The organism is Bradyrhizobium forestalis (assembly GCF_002795245.1).
In the GTDB taxonomy this organism is placed as follows: domain Bacteria; phylum Pseudomonadota; class Alphaproteobacteria; order Rhizobiales; family Xanthobacteraceae; genus Bradyrhizobium; species Bradyrhizobium forestalis.
The window spans coordinates 49,465-67,374 of sequence record NZ_PGVG01000039.1 but is presented as its reverse complement, the minus strand read 5'-3'; the positions used below and the strand labels follow the sequence as shown (position 1 = coordinate 67,374).

Genomic DNA, 17,910 nt, shown 5'->3' with positions numbered 1-17,910 from the left:
TGGAAAATATGCTTCGACGTATCCATCCCAATGCGGATAATCTGGCTCACGGACGGCTCCTGTGAATGAGTGTGTGACAACCTCATTCTGGCACAAATGATGCCGTAGGGGGCCGTCCACACCATCAGCCACCGGCCGTGTTTTAACGAAGACTCGCGATTGCCAGCTCGCCTACACAACCCCTCCCTGGGGTTATGGGGTCCCTGCGAACCGCCGGGACGACACCTGTTTCGGAGACGCAGCGCAAGCCTAACTAACCGCCCGCGTCCATGTCGCCCGCCTCGCGCTGGCCGCTGAGCCAGAGCGCGAGCAGGGTCCAGAACGCGCCGGACAGCAGATACGCGCCCGAAGCGATGACGCCGAGATTGGTGGCGAGCAGCAGCGCGACCAGCGGCGCAAAGCCGGCGCCGAACAGCCAGGCCATGTCGGAGGTCAACGCCGAAGCCGTGTAGCGGTACGCCTGCCTGAAGTTCGAGGCGATCGCGCCCGAGGACTGGCCGAAGGACAGGCCGAGCAGGATGAAGCCGATCACCATGTAGATGGTCTCGCCGAAAGCACCGGCATCGAGCAGCTGCGGGGCGAAGCCACTGTAGATCGCGATCGCGATCGCCGATCCCATCAAGAGCGACTTGCGGCCGACACGGTCGGCGATGATGCCGGAGACAACGATCGCGGCAACGCCGAACACGGCAGCGACGATCTCGATGATCAGGAAGCGCACCGGGCTTTCGCGGGTGAACAGGAACACCCAGGACAGCGGAAACACCGTGACCATGTGGAATAGCGCGAAGCTGGCCAGCGGCGCGAACGCGCCGAGCATGATGTTCTGGCCTTCGCGCGCGACCGTTTCGGAGATGCGCGAGGGCTGCAATTCGCGGGTCTCGAACAGCGAGGCGTATTCCTCGGTCGTCACCATGCGCAGGCGGGCGAACAGCGCCACGACGTTGATGGCGAAGGCGACGAAGAACGGATAGCGCCAGCCCCAGTCGAAGAAGTCATCGGCCGAGAGGTTGCCGGCGAAATAGGCGAACAGCGCGCTCGCGACGATCAGTCCGAGCGGGGCCCCTAACTGCGGCACCATCGCGTACCAACCGCGCTTCGAGGCAGGCGCATTCAGCGCCAGCAGCGAAGCCATGCCGTCCCAGGCGCCGCCCCAGGCCAGACCCTGCGCGATACGCGCCAGCGCCAGCAGCCAGATCGCGGCGACGCCGATCTCGTGATAACCGGGCAGGAACGCGAGCGCGACGGTAGCGGTGCCGAGCAGAAACAGCGCCGAGATCAGCTTGGCCGTCTTGCCGTAGGTCCGGTCGATCGTCATGAAAATGACAGTGCCGATGGGGCGGGCCATGAAGGCCAGCGCGAAGATCATGAAGGAATAGAGGGTGCCGGTCAGCTCGCTCGCGAACGGGAACACCAGGCGCGGGAACACGATCACCGAGGCGATCGCGAAGACGAAGAAGTCGAAGAATTCCGAGGTGCGGCCGATGATGACGCCGATGGCGATCTCTCCGGGACTGGCCTGGTCGTGGCCGTGCTCGCCCGTGTGGAGGTTTGCCATTGCGGGGGTCTGTGCCGTCGCCATTCGTGCGCCCTTAACGTCCTGAAAACCAAAGCCGACCGCCCGGCGGGACGCCAGGCAATCTGCCTCTGTCTGGCGCAACCTCCCGCACTGCAACATTGGACAAATTGTCCAATGTCCGGATTGTTGCGCCGCAGCTACCCGTTGGCCCCGCAAAGGAAACTCATTCTCATAAGGCTCGGCCCGTGTCTCGTCTCAAGATCCTGGCGCTACTACCTCTGGCTGCCGCTCTCAGCGGCTGCGACTACGTCGTGCTGGCGCCAGCCGGCGACATCGCTGCCCAGCAGCGCGACCTCGTCATCATCTCCACCGTCCTGATGCTCCTGATCGTCCTCCCCGTGATGGCGCTGACGGTGCTGTTCGCCTGGCGCTATCGCCAGTCCAACACGGCCGCTCGCTACGAGCCGGAATGGGACCACTCGACCAAGCTCGAGCTGGTGATCTGGTCGGCGCCGCTCTTGATCATCGTCTGCCTGGGTGCGCTGACCTGGATGGGCACGCATCTGCTCGACCCCTATCGCACGCTCGGCCGCATCCATGCCGAGCGCGCCGTGGACCAGTCCAAGGCTCCGCTTGAGGTCGACGTTGTCGCGCTCGACTGGAAGTGGCTCTTCATCTATCCGGACTACGGCATTGCGACCGTGAACGAATTGGCCGCGCCGGTCGATCGTCCGATCAACTTCCGCATCACTGCGTCCTCGGTGATGAACTCGTTCTACATCCCCGCGCTCGCCGGCCAGATCTATGCGATGCCGGGCATGGAGACCAAGCTCCACGCCGTCGTCAACCACGCCGGCACCTACAAGGGCTTTTCGGCGAACTACAGCGGCGCCGGCTTCTCCGGCATGCACTTCAACTTCCAGGGCCTCGACGACAAGGGTTTTGACGCCTGGATCGCCAGCGCCAAATCCGCCGGCGGCTCGCTCGGCCGCGCCGAATATCTCCAGCTCGAAAAGCCCAGCCAGAACGAGCCGGTGCGGCGCTGGGGCAGCGTCGATGCCGATCTCTACCGCCTGATCCTCAACATGTGCGTCGAGACCGGCAAGATGTGCCAGAGCGAGATGATGGCGATCGACGCCAAGGGCGGCAACGGCCATGAGGGCCTGAACAACACCCTGCCGCTGGCCTACGACAAATATGCCCGCCGCGGCACCGCGCTTGGACCGGAGCCGAGCTTCGTCGCCGGCACCTGCACGCCGGATGCGCCGCAGGGCAGAACCACCGCCTCCATCACGGCCCCCGCCGACACCGCGCCGCTGCTCGGCGCCGGCCTCAAGCGGCCGAGCTTCACGCCGCTCAAGTCCTCGTCCTTCTTCCTCGGACAGCGTCCGAAGTCAGACTCCTAAAGAGATCCCGCATGTCTCCTGATCTTCTCAAGCTCATCTTCGGCCGGCTCGGCCTCGAATCGCTGCCGCTGCACGAGCCGATCGTCGTCGGCACTTTCGTGGTGGTCGCGCTCGGCGGCGCCGCGCTGCTCGGCGGCCTCACCTATTTCCGGCTCTGGGGCTATCTCTGGCGCGAATGGTTCACCACCGTGGACCACAAGCGCATCGGCATCATGTACATGATCCTCGGCATCGTGATGCTGCTGCGGGGCTTTGCCGACGCGCTGATGATGCGCGGCCAGCAGATGCTCGCCTTTGGCGGCTCCGAAGGCTATCTCAACGCCCATCACTACGACCAGGTCTTCACCGCCCACGGCGTGATCATGATCTTCTTCGTGGCGATGCCGCTGGTCACCGGCCTGATGAACTACGTCGTACCGCTGCAGATCGGCGCACGTGACGTGTCGTTCCCGTTCCTGAACAATTTCAGCTTCTGGATGACGGTCGGCGGCGCGGTGCTGGTGATGGCCTCGCTGTTCATCGGCGAGTTCGCCCGCACCGGCTGGCTGGCTTATCCGCCGCTGTCGAACATCGGCTACAGTCCTGATGTCGGCGTCGACTATTACATCTGGGCACTGCAGGTCGCCGGCGTCGGCACGACGTTATCCGGCATCAACCTGATCTGCACCATCGTCAAGCTGCGGTGTCCCGGCATGACCATGATGAAGATGCCGGTGTTCACCTGGACCTCGCTCTGCACCAACGTCCTGATCGTCGCCTCCTTCCCGGTCCTGACCGTCGTGCTCGCGCTGCTGTCGCTCGACCGCTATGTCGGCACCAACTTCTTCACGAACGATTTCGGCGGCAGCCCGATGATGTACGTGAACCTGATCTGGATCTGGGGTCACCCTGAAGTCTACATCCTGGTCCTCCCCGCCTTCGGCATCTTCTCGGAGGTGACCTCGACCTTCTCCGGCAAGCGGCTGTTCGGCTACACCTCGATGGTCTACGCCACGGTGGTCATCACCATCCTGTCGTACCTGGTCTGGCTGCATCACTTCTTCACGATGGGCTCGGGCGCCAGCGTCAACTCGTTCTTCGGCATCACCACGATGATCATCTCGATCCCGACGGGCGCGAAGATGTTCAACTGGCTGTTCACGATGTATCGCGGCCGTATCCGCTACGAGCTGCCGATGATGTGGACCATCGCCTTCATGCTGACCTTCGTGATCGGCGGCATGACCGGTGTGCTGCTCGCGGTGCCGCCGGCCGACTTCGTGCTGCACAACAGCCTGTTCCTGATCGCGCACTTCCACAACGTGATCATCGGCGGCGTGGTGTTCGGCGCGTTCGCCGGCATCAACTACTGGTTCCCGAAGGCGTTCGGCTTCAAGCTCGATCCGTTCTGGGGCAAGATGTCGTTCTGGTTCTGGGTCACCGGCTTCTACCTGGCCTTCATGCCGCTCTACGTGCTCGGCCTGATGGGCGTGACCCGCCGCCTGCGCGTGTTCGACGATCCGTCCCTGCAGATCTGGTTCGTCATCGCCGCGATCGGTGCCGTCTTCGTCTTCATCGGCATCCTCTCGATGCTGATGCAGTTCGCGGTCAGCCTGCTCAAGCGCGAGCAGCTCAAGGACGTCACCGGCGATCCCTGGGACGCGCGCACGCTGGAATGGGCGACCTCCTCGCCGCCACCGGACTACAACTTCGCCTTCACCCCCGTCGTGCACGACAATGACGCGTGGTGGGACATGAAGAAGCGCGGCTACCAGCGTCCGCTCACCGGGTTCAAGCCGATCCACATGCCCAGCAGCACCGGCACCGGCATCATCCTCGCCGGCCTTGCCACCGCGATGGGTTTTGGCCTGATCTGGTACATCTGGTGGCTCGCCGCCGTGAGCTTCATCGCGATGCTCGCCGTCGGGATCGGCCACACCTTCAACTATCACCGCGACTTCGACATTCCGGCTGAAGACGTCATCCGGACCGAGGACGCGCGCACCAAACTGCTCGCCGGAGCCAAGTAAATGACTGTCGCTATCAATCCCACGCAAACCGGCGAGCCGGTCTTCTATCTCGCCGACGAGCATCCGCATCCGGAAGGCTGGAGCACCTCGCTCGGTTTCTGGATCTACCTGATGAGCGACTGCCTCATCTTCGCGATCCTGTTCGCCACCTTCGGCGTGCTCGGCGGCAATTACGCCGCCGGCCCGGCGCCGAAGGACCTGTTCGACCTGAACCTGGTCGCGGTGAACACGTCGATGCTGCTGCTGTCGTCGATCACCTACGGCTTCGCCATGCTGACGATGCAGCAGAACAAGATCGCCCAAACCCAGATGTGGCTGGCGATCACCGGCCTGTTCGGCGCCGCCTTCATCGGCATCGAGCTCACCGAGTTCGCCCACATGATCCACGAGGGCGCCACGCCTCAGCGCAGCGCCTTCCTGTCCGCCTTCTTCACCCTGGTCGGCACCCACGGCCTGCACGTCTCCTGCGGCCTGATCTGGCTGGTGACCCTGATGGTGCAGGTCCAGAAGTTCGGCCTGATCGAGGCCAACCGCCGCCGCCTGATGTGCCTGTCGATGTTCTGGCACTTCCTCGACGTGGTCTGGATCGGCGTCTTCACCTTCGTCTATCTCCTGGGAGTTCTGCGATGAGCACCGATACCCATGCCGCCCACGCGGACGATCATCACCACGAGGGCGGCCACGCCCACGGCACGTTCTCGACCTACATGCTCGGCTTCGTGCTCTCGGTGGTGCTCACCGCGATCCCGTTCTGGCTGGTGATGAGCGGGACGCTGCCGAGCAAGCAGATCACCGCGCTTGTCATCATGGCCTTCGCGGTCGTGCAGATCGTGGTTCACATGATCTACTTCCTGCACATGAACACGACCTCCGAGAACGGCTGGAGCATGATGGCGCTGATCTTCACCATCGTGATGGTGGTGATCGCACTGTCCGGCTCGCTGTGGGTGATGAGCCACCTCAACAGCAACATGATGCCGGTCCACCAGATGACGGGAATGAAGTGAGCGAGGCTCCGAAGTGAGCAAGACTCGGACCGCGACGAGCAAGGCAGGAGGGACGCACAGCGAGGCCGTGCGCGCCCCCTCCTTGTGGCTCATGGTCCTCTCGGTCATCGCCTTTGTAATTCTGATCGCGCTCGGCGTCTGGCAGATCGAGCGCCGCGCCTGGAAGCTGGCGCTGATCGACCGTGTCGAGCAGCGCGTCCACGCTCCAGCCCAACCGATCCCCTCGCCCGCTTCATGGTCCGCCATCAGCGCCGCAAACGACGAATACAGGCACGTCAGCGTCAGCGGTCGCTTCTTGCATGACCGCGAGACCCTGGTTCAGGCCGTCACCGAGGAAGGCCCGGGCTATTGGGTGCTGACGCCGCTGAAGCGCGATGACGGCACGCTGGTGCTGATCAACCGCGGCTTCGTGCCGTCCGACCGGCGCGACCCGTCGATGCGCAGGGACGGCAATCCCGACGGTCAGGTCGAGATCACCGGCCTGCTCCGCATGACGGAGCCGAAGGGCGGTTTCTTGCGGAACAACGTGCCCCAGCACAACCGCTGGTACTCGCGGGACGTCGCCGCCATCACGGCGGCACGTGGCCTTCATGACGTCGCGCCCTTCTTCGTGGATGCCGACGCCGGATCACAAATTGCCGGCGGTCCGATCGGCGGATTGACCGTGATCCGCTTTCCCAATAACCACCTGATCTACGCGCTGACGTGGTTTGCCCTGGCTTTCATGCTGGCCGGCAGGTTTTTCGTCACATTCGGCGGCGGGCTGTTCCGCCGCAAGCGCTTCGTCCAGGAACCGGCTGGCGGCTCGGATGCCGCCGCCCGCAGGACGGGATCAGATGCTGGAACGATCGTCGAGCCGACCTGACGACGGGAAGACGCTTCCCCAAACGCTTGCCCATGGCGGCGGGCCCGTCACGCTGCAATCGCAGGCGGACGCGCGCAGCGAGCTGATCGGCCCAGCGCCCACCGACGACGAGACCAACCGCAAGAACATGGCGCTGCTGATCCAGCTGCGCTGGACCGCGGTGGTCGGCCAGATCGTCACCATCGGTGCAGTGCATTTCGGTCTCGGCATTCCCCTGCCATTGGAGCGGATGGGCGCGGTGATCGGCGCGCTGGTGCTGCTCAACGTCTCCAGCCTGGTCTGGGTGCGCCATCGCGCCGCGATCACCAACAACGAGCTTCTGGTCGCCTTGATGCTGGATGTCGCCGCGCTGACCGCGCAGCTTTACCTCTCCGGCGGCGCCACCAATCCCTTCACCTCGCTGTTCCTGCTCCAGGTGACGCTCGGCGCGGTGCTGCTCGATTCCCGCTCGACCTGGTCGCTGGTGGCGTTGACCTGCGCGAGCTTTGTCTGGCTGACGCTGGCGTACCGGCCGCTCGACCTGCCGCCGAACCCGATCAGCGAGACCTACAGCCTCACCGTAACAGGCATGCTCCTGGGCTTCGTGCTCAATGCCGTTCTGCTGGTCGTGTTCGTCACCCGCATCAACCGGAATCTGCGCGAACGTGACGCGCATCTGGCGGCGCTGCGTCAGCATGCCGCCGAGCAGGACCACATCGTGCGCATGGGCCTGCTCGCCTCCGGCGCGGCACATGAGCTCGGCACCCCGCTCGCTTCGCTCTCGGTGATCCTCAGCGACTGGCGCCGCATGCCGGATCTTGCCGCAGACCAGGAGCTCGCCGAGGACCTCGCGGAGATGGAGACCTCGCTGCAGCGCTGCAAGTCGATCGTGACAGGAATTCTGGTGTCGGCCGGCGAAGCGCGCGGCGAAGGCTCCTCGCCGACGACGGTGACGGCCTTCGTCACCGCGCTGGTCGACGAATGGCGCAACGCGCGCTCGGCGCGCACGCTCTACTTCCTCAACACCTTCGGCGAGGACGTCGCGATCGTCTCAGACGTCGCGCTGAAGCAGGTCATCTTCAACGTGCTCGACAACGCCTATGAGGTCTCGCGCGACTGGGTCGAGCTGGTGGCCGAGCGCGAAGGCGACAATCTCGTGCTGTCGATCTCTGACCGCGGCCCCGGCTTTGCGCCGGAGATGCTGGCGCAGCTCGGCAAGCCCTATCAGTCGAGCAAGGGCCGCGCCGGCGGCGGACTCGGCCTGTTCCTGGTGGTGAACGTCCTACGCAAGCTGGGGGGCAGCGTGACCGCCGAGAACCACAGGAAGCGCGGCGCCACGGTGCGCTTGACGTTGCCGCTCGCAACGCTCGCGATCGGAGGGAGTTTTGACGCCTGACCGTTCACTCATCGTCGTCGAGGACGACGCCGGCTTCGCCCGCACGCTGAAGCGCTCGTTCGAGCGTCGCGGCTACGAGGTCGTGCTCGCCACCTCGATCGAGGAGGCGCGGAAGGTGCTGGAGGAGCGTACCTTCGGCCACGCCGTGGTCGACCTCAAGCTCGGCGGCGCCTCGGGCCTCGCCTGCGTCGAGCTCCTGCACACGCATGATCCGGACATGCTGATCGTGGTGCTGACCGGCTTTGCCAGCATCTCCACCGCCGTCGAGGCGATCAAGCTGGGCGCCTGCCACTATCTGGCAAAGCCGTCGAACACCGACGACATCGAAGCCGCCTTCCACAAGGCCGAAGGCAACGTCGAGGTCGCACTCGATGCGCGGCCGACCTCGATCAAGACACTGGAATGGGAGCGCATCCACCAGACCCTGATCGAGACGGAATTCAATATCTCGGAGGCGGCACGAAGGCTCGGCATGCACCGGCGGACGCTGGCAAGGAAGCTCGAGAAGCGGCCGGTGAAGTAGGTCGTCCGCAACTCTCACCGCCGTCATTCCGGGGCGTGCGAAGCACGAGCCCGGAATCCATCGGGCGACAGAGACGATGGATGAATGGATTCCGGGCTCTCGCTGCGCGAGCCCCGGAATGACGGTTGTGGCACACGGCTGCTCCTGCGGACCCCAAACAAAAAGCCCGGCCGAACGGCCGGGCTTTTGATTGCTTGCGCAGAACGAGGCTGCTTACGCGGCCTCGTCGGCGACGGTGGTGTCGTCGCCATCGGTATCGTCGGTATCGCCCTCGGCATCCGCCTCGCCTTCAGCGGCTTCCGCCTTGGCATTGCGGCGCGGGCTCTTGGCGAGCTGGGCCTCGATCTCCTTGACCGCTTCGGTCTCGGTCGAGTGCTGCACCACCGCGATCTCACGGGAGAGACGGTCGAGCGCCGCTTCGTAGAGCTGGCGTTCCGAATACGACTGCTCCGGCTGCGACTCCGAGCGATAGAGGTCGCGCACGACTTCCGCGATCGCGACGATGTCGCCCGAATTGATCTTCGCTTCGTATTCCTGGGCGCGGCGCGACCACATGGTGCGCTTGACGCGGGCACGGCCCTTGAGCGTCTCCAGCGCCTTCTTGACCAGCGCCGGATCGGACAGCTTGCGCATGCCGACATTGGCGACCTTGGCGGTCGGAACGCGCAGCGTCATCTTGTCCTTGATGAAGTTGATGACGAACAGCTCGAGCTTCGCACCGGCGATCTCCTGCTCCTCGATGGCGAGGATCTGGCCGACGCCGTGAGCGGGATAGACGACGAATTCGTTGGCCTTGAAGCCCTGGCGCTGGGTCACGACCTTCTTTTCCTCGACCTTCGGCGCAGCAGCGGGCTTGGCGGCCGGCTTGGCGGCGGCGGGAGCCTTGGCAGGCGCAGCAGCAACAGGGGCCTTCGTCGCGGGCTTGGCAGCGGCAGCCTTGGCAATCACCGGCTTGGCCGTAACAGGCTTGGCAGTCACAGGCTTGGCAGCAGCAGGCTTGGCAGCGGTCGCTTTCGCGGCCGGTTTGGCAGTCTTGTTAGGCATTGCGCTTCTTTTGTTCTTCGAGGACTTTGCAGCCGGCGCCTTCGTCGCGGTCCGACCCTTGGATGCGCTACGGCTGGCCGCGGCGACTTTTTTGGCCTCCTTATGGGAAGCCCTCGCTGAAGTACTCTTTTTACGCGTTTTCTGTGACACAGCCTGCGCGCGGAAACTGCCACGCCCCTGTTCGACATTTGGTTTCACGGGAACCCAGAGGGGCCAACGGGCTGACGGGGTTCGGCTTAATGTGCCCAATATAGCACATTTCCCGCAAAAATCAATGATTTAGGGGTCTTGAGGGCTGGTTTTCGGCGGCAGCGCCGCTATTAGGGTTAAGTTTGGGCGCGAATTAGTCGCCCGAGCCCGGGTTCGGAGAAAAATATTTCTCGAACTTTCCCTCCATGCCGTCGAATTCCTTGGCGTCGGCGGGTGATTCTTTCTTCTGGGTGATGTTGGGCCAGCTCTTGGCGTAGTCGGCGTTGACCTGGAGCCACTTTTCGAGGCCCGGTTCCGTGTCCGGCTTGATGGCATCGGCGGGGCATTCCGGCTCGCACACACCGCAGTCGATGCACTCGTCGGGGTGGATGACGAGCATGTTGTCGCCCTCGTAGAAGCAGTCGACCGGGCAGACCTCGACGCAGTCGGTGTACTTGCACTTGATGCAGTTTTCAGTGACGACGTAAGTCATCCAACGCTCCGAAAAGCTCTTTTAGAAGTCGCGGCTTGCCTAGCGCGGATGGCCCGGCGCCGCAAGGTCGGGAAGGCCCGATCATGACGGCTTTGTGTGTTTGATCGACCAAGAAATGAATGGGAAGCGCAATTAATTGCGCGTCCCTAGCTCCTCGTAGAGCACCCGTGCCGAGGCGGCGTCGCCGCGGCGTTCGTTGAAGCCCGTCACCTTCAACACGCGCACCGTGCGGTCGAGCGCGATGGTGAGCACGTCGCCGATCTTGATCGCGTGGCCCGGCGATGTCTCGCGGGCGCCGTTGAGGCGGACATGGCCTGTGACGACGAGCTCGGCCGCGGAGGTGCGCGCCTTCACCACCCGCGCGTGCCACAGCCATTTGTCGAGGCGTTGCCGCTCGGTCGTGGGATCACTCCTTCCGCCCCGACAGCTGCTCCTTCAGCGCGGCAAGCTTGGCGAAGGGCGAGTTCGGATCGATGGGACGATCGCGCTCGCGCGGATTCGCGCTCGATGCGTAGGGACGCAGCGAGGGACCGGACTCGCGATCGCGACGATCGCGGCCCTTGTCGCGGTCGCGGCCACGATGCTCGCGGCCGCCGTCGCGATCGCCGGGCTTGCCCTTGCCGCGATCACGATCCTTGCCCTCGAAACGGCGGTTGTTGTCGCTGCGCTGCTCGCGGCGATCGCCACCTTCTTCGCGGCCCTTGCGGAAATCTTTCCGATGCCCGCCGTGGCGATGGCCCGGCTTCGCGCCTTCGGCGGCTTCGCCCGGACCCGCCGCGCTGGCCTCAGCACCCGCCTGCGAACGCGGCTGATGGTGGTGACGCTGGTGGCGATGGCGCTCGTGACGCGGCTTGCGATCCTCGTGACGGCCGGCCGGGCGCCAGACCTCGACCAGCTCGGGCTCGGCGGGCGGGGCCGCAGCCTCAGGCGCGGCAGCATCGGGCGATGCGGCAGCTTCCGTCGCGGCGGTCTCGGCGGCAGCAGCTTCCAGGCCGGCAGCCTCGGGGGACGTCGCAGCCTCTTCGGCGGGCGGCGCGATGCCGGGGGCATCTTCGGGCGTGACGGGCGCTTCTGGAGACGCTTCGAGCGCCGGCTCCTCATGGGCGGGCTCGTCGTGGGCGGGCTCGTCGTGGGCTGGCTCGTCGTGCGGCTCCACGCCGGGGGCGTCTTCGACCGTGACGGCTTCGGCGGCGGCTTCGGTCGATGCAGTCGCCTCCACCGGCAGGCCGGCAACGGCCTCCGCCGCGGCTTCGGTCGAGGTCTCGGCGCTGCCCTCGGCGGGCGGCGTCTCGGCCGCAACCGTTTCGGTAACGACCGGCTTCTGTGGCAGCGGCGGGCGCTTCTCCAAGCGATAGCCGAGCGCACGCAGCACGGAGGCAAAGTCTTCGCCGGCTGATCCCGTGAGCGAGGTCATCGCCTGCGTCACCACGAAGCTGCGGCCGTCGAACGCGCCGGCGGGCTTTTCGCCCGGCGCGTTCTCGCGCCAGGCCAGCGCCGGGCGGATCAGGTCGGCCAGGCGCTCCAGAATGTCGACGCGCACGGCGCGCTCGCCAGCCTGCTTGTAGCCGAGCACGCGATAGGCATCGCGCGGCAGCTGCTTGTCGACCGGGAACGAGGTGCGGCCGGACGATGCCAGATGCTGCGCGCCCGACAGCGCGGAGAGATCGACATTGTCCTGCTTCAGCGCCCAGAGCAGCGCGGCGAGCGCACGCGCGGCGGGCTTGAGCAGGCCGGGGAAATAGATGTGATAGGCGCCGAAGCGGACGCCGTATTTCCGCAACACGGCGCGCGAGGGCTGGTCGAGATCCTTCAGCTCGCTGGCGATCTTCGGACGCTCGAGCACGCCGAGCGCCTCGACCAGCTGATAGGCGATGCCGCGGGCAATGCCGGTGACGTCCTCGGCCTTGCTGAGCTCGAACATCGGCCCGAGCAGCTTTTCGATATGCGTCTTGAGCCAGAGCTCGAGCCGCGCCTGCACCTTGTCGCGGGGGGCGCCGGTGAGGCGCTCGTCGGAGATGATGCGGATGCGCGGATGCAGCGCGTCCTCTGCGGCAGACAGCCGCGCCACGGCATCGCCGGTCCAGCGGATGATGCCTTCCGAGGTCAGCACGAACTGCTCGTCCGGCGCATTGCCGAGCTTTTCGGCGCGCGCATTGATCTCGCCGGCGAGCACCGCTTGCGCTGCAGCCTGCAAGGCTTTCGCATCGGAGCCTGCTTCCGCCGCATCCGGTGCAAAGGTGAAGCCGTCGAGGCGGCCGATGACATGGCCTTCGACGATGACTTCGCCGGTCTTGCCGATTTCAGTATTCAAGCTCGTGTTCTCCCGCAGGCGGCGCATCAATACACTGGTCCGGCGATCAACGAAACGCTCAGTCAAGCGTTCATGGAGCGCATCCGATAATTTATTTTCGACCTCCCGCGTGATCCCCTGCCAGCGTTCGGGGTCTCTCAGCCAGTCCGGGCGGTTGGCGACGAAGGTCCAGGTGCGGATCTGGGCGATTCGGGCCGACAGCGTGTCGATATCGCCGTCGATGCGGTCGGCCTGGGTGACCTGGGCCTCGAACCAGGAATCGGGAATGCAGCCCTTCCGCATCAGGAAGCCGTACAGCGTCGTCACCAGCTCGGCATGGGCGGCCGGCGACAGTTTCCGGTAATCGGGGACCTGGCAGGCCTCCCAGAGACGCTCCACCGCCGCCTTGCCATGCGCGATATCGCGCACCTCGCTGTCGCGGGCGGCGTGGTCGAGCACGCGCATGTCCTCGGCCACAGGCGCGCGCGTCAGCGTCTCGTGGCCGGGGGCGAGGTTCAGCGACACCTGCAGCGCGCCGAGCGAGGAGAAATCCAGCTTCGCGTTGCGCCATTGCAGCACCTTCACGGCATCGAAGGTGTGGTTCTGCAGCGCGTTGACGAGCTCGGGCTCGAACGGCGCGCAGCGGCCCGTGGTGCCGAAGGTGCCGTTGCGGGTGGCGCGGCCGGCGCGGCCGGCTACTTGCGCGAATTCGGCCGGCGTCAGGCGGCGGAACTGGTAGCCGTCGAACTTGCGGTCGGAGGCGAAGGCGACGTGATCGACGTCGAGATTGAGGCCCATGCCGACGGCATCGGTGGCGACGAGATAATCGACATCGCCGTTCTGGAACATCGCCACTTGTGCGTTTCTGGTGCGGGGCGACAGCGAGCCCAGCACCACGGCGGCGCCGCCGTGCTGGCGGCGGATCAGCTCGGCGATGGCGTAGACTTCATCGGCCGAGAACGCGACGATGGCGGTGCGGCGCGGCTGGCGCGTGATCTTGCGGTCGCCGGCGAATTCGAGGCTGGACAGGCGCGGCCGCGTGATCATGGAGACGCCCGGCAGCAGCCGCTCGATGATCGGCCTCATGGTGGCGGCGCCCAAGAGCAGCGTCTCGTCACGGCCGCGGCGGTTGAGCAGCCGATCGGTGAAGACGTGGCCGCGTTCGAGATCGGCGGCGATCTGGACCTCGTCGACGGCGAGGAAGGAGACGTCGAGGTCGCGCGGCATCGCCTCGACGGTCGACACCCAATAGCGCGGGTTCTTCGGCTTGATCTTCTCCTCGCCGGTGACGAGCGCGACGCTGGCGGCGCCCGCCCTGTCGGCGATCTTGTTGTAGACCTCGCGCGCGAGCAGGCGCAGCGGCAGCCCGATCATGCCGGAGGGATGCGCGAGCATCCGCTCGATGGCGAGATGGGTCTTGCCGGTGTTGGTCGGCCCGAGCACCGCAGTGACGCCCGCGCCAGGCACTCGATCGTGAAGGGCGCGCTCGGAGGCGAAGGGGGAGGAGGAAAATGCCATGTCCGGGGATTAGGTAGTGGCGATTTGGGCGAATGTCAGTGCTGGATGAGGCGGTGAGGGGGCTGGGCCGTTCCCACACACAGCGCTGTCATCGCCCGGCTTGACCGGGCGATCCAGTACGCCGAGACGGCTGCGGTCGAGCCGAGAGGCCGCGGCGTACTGGATGCCCCGGTCAAGCCGGGGCATGACGGCGGAGGGTGCGGCACGCTCTCCCCAAATCCCGCGCAACTGTCTCACTTTGCGACGCTTTTCCCGTTCGCTTTAAGCTTCGGAACGACTCTAGAACGAATCGCGGCCGAATCGCTGACTCCCTGTTGAGTCCTGTTCCGTTCACGCAACATGTCGCGGGACTCATATTGGTTGCGCACTAGATGGAGTTTTGCGTGGCCGCACAAGCGACCGGATTCGTTAAAGCTGGGGACGGCGCGGAGTCGAATCAGAATCGGGGAGGAGTCAAATGGATTCCCCGGCTGCGGACGCTGGCAAAACAAAAGTTGCGAAAACAACCCCATGCACAGTAGGTAAGTGATTGAATCTACAAGACATTCTCACGAGCCAAATAACCGCTCGTCATTCCGGGACGCGCCGTAGGCGCGGGCCCGGAATCCATCGCGCGGCAGCCTCCGTGGCCTGATGGATTCCGGGTTCGCGCCAAGTGGCGCGCCCCGGAATGACGGCGGAGAGAGACCTTACTGCGTCTTCGCCACCCTTGGCGGCTGGGGCGAGGTGATGAAGCTCGTCGCTTCCAGCATGGCCGGGCCCAGCGGCGTCGGCACTTTCAGCCAGAACGGGACCAGGATGCGCGTGCCCGCCACCGGCGCAAACGCGATCTCGATGTTGCGCTGGGCGGCGAGGTATTTGATCACGGGGCGGTCGGGGATGTAGCCGGCCACGGGCACGAAATAGAGCGCGCAGACCACGACCGGGCCCTTGTACCCCTTCTCCGCCTTCACGGTCTCCATGCGCTTGAAATCGAGCTTGAGATCGTAGCGCATGCGGCCGTCGAACACGGGAGCCGCGTTGTGGCAGGCCTCGGGCGTAACCGGATCGCCGGCGCCGGGCACGCGCAGCAGCGAGGCCGTCATGGGGTCCCAGACGCCGCGGCGATGCGCGTCAGTGACGACGATGCGGTCGGGATCGACCGGCGGCTCCGGCAGGATCGCAAAATCCTTCACATTGCCCTTGTCGAGGGTGATGCGGATCTCTTCGGTCTTCTTCTGGGTGGTGGTGGAGGCCTGGTAGCCGGTCGCAACCAGCGCGCCGTTGACGATGCGCCCCTGGCTCGCGCCGGTGCCGGACCCGCCCGTGAACGACTTCAAAAGCCCCGAGGTGCCGCCGGCGGCGGCTGCCGAGAACACGTCGTCCTGGATATCGATGTTCCAGGCGCCCTTGCCGACGGGAATGCCGGCCAGCGAGGCCTCATACTGCGCCTCGAGCTTGCCTTGCGCCGCGGCCGGCACCGCGCTCCACGCCAAGACCCACGCCAGGGCCAGCGCGCAAAAGGCAGCCAGCCTGCCGGCCAGCCGCAGGCGGGCCGGGCGCAGGTCTTGCGCAAAAAGGGGCGTTGTCAGCACGAAACAATCCAATCGGGGCGCGATGCGCTGTTACTTAAGCCAAAAACCGCGGCAAACAATGTGTGAGGGCGTCATGGCCCTGGGAACTCCACGGACTCTTCGGCGGCGAATACGCCCTTTATGTGATGGTAAGGCGCGCTAATCATTGCCGTTTTGGTGATCAAGAGGTAGCCGGGGGCTCCAAACCTCCCCCGCCCTCCGCTGTCATGCCCCGGCTTGACCGGGGCATCCAGTGCGCCGCGGCCTCTCTGGCCAACACAGCCGTCTCGGAGTGCTGGATCGCCCGGTCAAGCCGGGCGATGACACGTTTCTTGGGGCACGAATCCCCGCCCAAAAACTTGACGCAAGGCCCCTTCCCCCCTATACGTCCGCCCGCTCCCTGCAAGGACAGAGAATTCGCCCCCGTGGCGCCCGAAAATGGCGGCCGCACATCGTTGGGGGTTTAGGATAAGGATTTTTGCCATGTCTCGCCGCTGCGAACTGACGGCCAAGGGCCCCCTCGTCGGCCACAAGGTCAGCCACTCCAACATCAAGACCAAGCGCCGCTTCCTGCCGAACCTCGTCAACGTGACGTTCATCTCGGAAGCCCTCGGCCGCAACGTGCGCCTGCGCGTCTCCACCAACGCGGTCAAGAGCGTCGACCACAATGGCGGCCTCGATGCCTTCCTGCTCAAGGCCAACACCGACGCGCTCTCCCCGCGCGCCGTCGAGCTGAAGCGCGCCATCCAGAAGAAGGTCGGCGACGCGCAGCCGGAGAAGAAGGCGAGCTGAGATTTCAGAATTGGGCGGGGGCTAGGTTGCGTCGCGCGGCGTAGGCTTAGCCGAGTAGAGTTCGAGTAACGGCCGGATCGAAAGATCCGGCCGTTTTTGTTTTGTGCGGTTCACCGACGAAAGTGCCACTTGCCCGCGAGGGTAGCACCGAGCATCCTGTGGTTGAGCAAGTCTTAGATTGGGGCGGGAGGATGGACGTCGCCACTGAATTTAAGTCGAAGATTCTTAGCCGGAGCAAAGAGCCCGACGAATATCGAGTTTACCGAGCGGGTCTCGAGTGGGATCTGACCGACCCTATCGTTATTGATCGAGCGGAAGATTTTAAATCAACGCCGAGGTGGAGCGATCGTCTTACTCCCTACCATCACCAAGTAACCAACCTCATTACATTCTGTCGCCGTCTTCCGGTAACTTTGCTCGCGGACGACGTTGGTCTCGGAAACCGGCAAGCGCGCGCTCAAGCGCTACTTCGTGAGCAGCAGCTTATCTGGTCTCAGGCTCTTGGAGCAAATCGCTCAACGATCATCGACCGGAACATTCTGTACACCAACCGAACGGCGAACATGCGCGTGGAGTGGCCGCGCAGCCCATCCAGATGATATTCGAACCTGCGACCTAACCGGGCTCTCGATCCACATTGAGTTCATGACGCCAAACGCACCTTACCGGCTTCAGCCCCTAATCGAGATACTAAATGGTGTTCGCCGAAATTCGGATGGCATCGAAACATGGCCAGAAGTTGCTAACCAACTCGCGTCAGCCAAGAACGGCGGAAAGTACCGGGTCGAGGCTGCAATTATTTCGCCGGACAATCGGCACCTGGCAACATCGTCCGAGTCAAGAGCTCTGCTTGGCCTTCGTGTGAATCAGGTCGGCGCCCTCTACGAAGTTTCGACCAAGAGCATTATCGGGCGCATCTGCGTCGGAAAACGTGGCAAGGATGGCTGGACAGAAACATCCCGTTGACGAAAGTCTCACAACGATACCTGACGGGACATCAAAAGCTGACGTCTCCCGTCGCATTGCAGGCAAACGAGTTCGCCAAACTGACGCGGCGCTGGCGGCTCAAGGCTCCGAATTCCCGTGTGAGCCCACAAGATCATCACGAAGAGATCAACCAACCTCAACAAATTCCACTATACTCGCCCCGGTAGCATCACCCGGAGGCGCATCCCGTGGATCACGCACCCAACACCGACCACAAACCCGAGCCCAAACGAACTCGTCATCTGCTGAGACGGCACCGGCAACGAGATCTCGGAGAACATCTCCAACGTCCTGAAGCTCTATCGCCGCCTGCGCAAGGCCGACAAGAGGCAGTCGCCGA

Annotated in this window: 14 protein-coding genes and 2 pseudogenes; 10 read left to right on the top strand and 6 right to left on the bottom strand. The window is 64.6% G+C overall.

Annotated features, from left to right (window positions below):
• Positions 1 to 253 precede the first annotated feature (253 nt).
• Positions 254 to 1,582, bottom strand: a complete 1,329-nt coding sequence (locus CVM73_RS31730; RefSeq protein WP_100235711.1) for an MFS transporter — start codon at positions 1,580 to 1,582, stop codon at positions 254 to 256.
• A 182-nt stretch (positions 1,583 to 1,764) separates the two neighbouring features.
• On the opposite strand from CVM73_RS31730, the gene cyoA reads away from it, so the two are divergent.
• The 7 genes from cyoA to CVM73_RS31695 are packed head-to-tail and all read left to right on the top strand — an operon-like array spanning position 1,765 to position 8,704.
• A complete protein-coding gene (gene cyoA, locus CVM73_RS31725) occupies positions 1,765 to 2,925 on the top strand; it encodes a ubiquinol oxidase subunit II (RefSeq protein WP_100235710.1) in 1,161 nt (386 codons plus the stop codon).
• Between the two features lie 11 nt (positions 2,926 to 2,936).
• A complete protein-coding gene (gene cyoB, locus CVM73_RS31720; RefSeq protein ID WP_100235709.1) occupies positions 2,937 to 4,934 on the top strand; it encodes a cytochrome o ubiquinol oxidase subunit I in 1,998 nt (665 codons plus the stop codon).
• Entirely contained in the window at positions 4,935 to 5,564 is a 630-nt protein-coding gene (gene cyoC / locus CVM73_RS31715) for a cytochrome o ubiquinol oxidase subunit III (protein WP_100235708.1), read from the top strand. It begins immediately after the preceding gene.
• Positions 5,561 to 5,941 (top strand): cytochrome o ubiquinol oxidase subunit IV, encoded by a 381-nt coding sequence (gene cyoD / locus CVM73_RS31710; RefSeq protein WP_100235707.1) that lies wholly within the window; start codon positions 5,561 to 5,563, stop codon positions 5,939 to 5,941. Before cyoC ends, cyoD begins: the two co-directional genes overlap by 4 nt.
• A 13-nt stretch (positions 5,942 to 5,954) precedes the next feature.
• Positions 5,955 to 6,806 carry an SURF1 family protein gene (locus CVM73_RS31705; RefSeq protein WP_100235706.1) on the top strand — a complete coding sequence of 284 codons (852 nt, stop codon included), beginning with the start codon at positions 5,955 to 5,957 and terminating at the stop codon, positions 6,804 to 6,806.
• Positions 6,778 to 8,181, top strand: a complete 1,404-nt coding sequence (locus CVM73_RS31700; RefSeq protein WP_167407167.1) for an ATP-binding protein — start codon at positions 6,778 to 6,780, stop codon at positions 8,179 to 8,181. The genes CVM73_RS31705 and CVM73_RS31700 overlap by 29 nt, the downstream gene beginning before the upstream one ends.
• On the top strand, positions 8,171 to 8,704 hold the full coding sequence (locus tag CVM73_RS31695; protein ID WP_100235704.1) for a response regulator transcription factor: 534 nt from the start codon (positions 8,171 to 8,173) through the stop codon (positions 8,702 to 8,704). Before CVM73_RS31700 ends, CVM73_RS31695 begins: the two co-directional genes overlap by 11 nt.
• Before the next feature lie 213 nt (positions 8,705 to 8,917).
• On the opposite strand, the gene CVM73_RS31685 is transcribed toward CVM73_RS31695, so the two are convergent.
• The 5 genes and pseudogenes from CVM73_RS31685 to CVM73_RS31665 all read right to left on the bottom strand — a co-directional run bounded on the left by CVM73_RS31685 (position 8,918) and on the right by CVM73_RS31665 (position 15,767).
• On the bottom strand, positions 8,918 to 9,748 hold the full coding sequence (locus tag CVM73_RS31685; RefSeq protein WP_167407166.1) for a CarD family transcriptional regulator: 831 nt from the start codon (positions 9,746 to 9,748) through the stop codon (positions 8,918 to 8,920).
• A 343-nt stretch (positions 9,749 to 10,091) separates the two neighbouring features.
• Entirely contained in the window at positions 10,092 to 10,430 is a 339-nt protein-coding gene (fdxA, locus tag CVM73_RS31680; RefSeq protein WP_018643465.1) for a ferredoxin FdxA, read from the bottom strand.
• Positions 10,431 to 10,562: 132 nt separating this feature from the next.
• Positions 10,563 to 10,826: pseudogene (locus CVM73_RS31675) on the bottom strand (RNA-binding S4 domain-containing protein); the annotation flags it as partial.
• A 10-nt stretch (positions 10,827 to 10,836) separates the two neighbouring features.
• On the bottom strand, positions 10,837 to 14,238 hold the full coding sequence (locus CVM73_RS31670) for a helicase-related protein (RefSeq protein WP_100235701.1): 3,402 nt from the start codon (positions 14,236 to 14,238) through the stop codon (positions 10,837 to 10,839).
• A 689-nt stretch (positions 14,239 to 14,927) separates the two neighbouring features.
• Entirely contained in the window at positions 14,928 to 15,767 is an 840-nt protein-coding gene (locus CVM73_RS31665; RefSeq protein ID WP_100235715.1) for a DUF3108 domain-containing protein, read from the bottom strand.
• 507 nt (positions 15,768 to 16,274) lie between these two features.
• Here CVM73_RS31665 and rpmB point away from each other — a divergent pair.
• The 3 genes and pseudogenes from rpmB to CVM73_RS41845 all read left to right on the top strand — a co-directional run.
• The gene (gene rpmB / locus CVM73_RS31660; protein WP_100235700.1) at positions 16,275 to 16,583 is read left to right on the top strand and encodes a 50S ribosomal protein L28; all 309 of its coding nucleotides are present in this window, start codon (positions 16,275 to 16,277) and stop codon (positions 16,581 to 16,583) included.
• Between the two features lie 429 nt (positions 16,584 to 17,012).
• Positions 17,013 to 17,549: a hypothetical protein gene (locus tag CVM73_RS39430; RefSeq protein ID WP_146006689.1), complete on the top strand. Its 537-nt coding sequence runs from the start codon at positions 17,013 to 17,015 to the stop codon at positions 17,547 to 17,549.
• Between the two features lie 209 nt (positions 17,550 to 17,758).
• A pseudogene (locus CVM73_RS41845) lies at positions 17,759 to 17,897 on the top strand (phospholipase effector Tle1 domain-containing protein); the annotation flags it as partial.
• Positions 17,898 to 17,910: the final 13 nt, after the last annotated feature.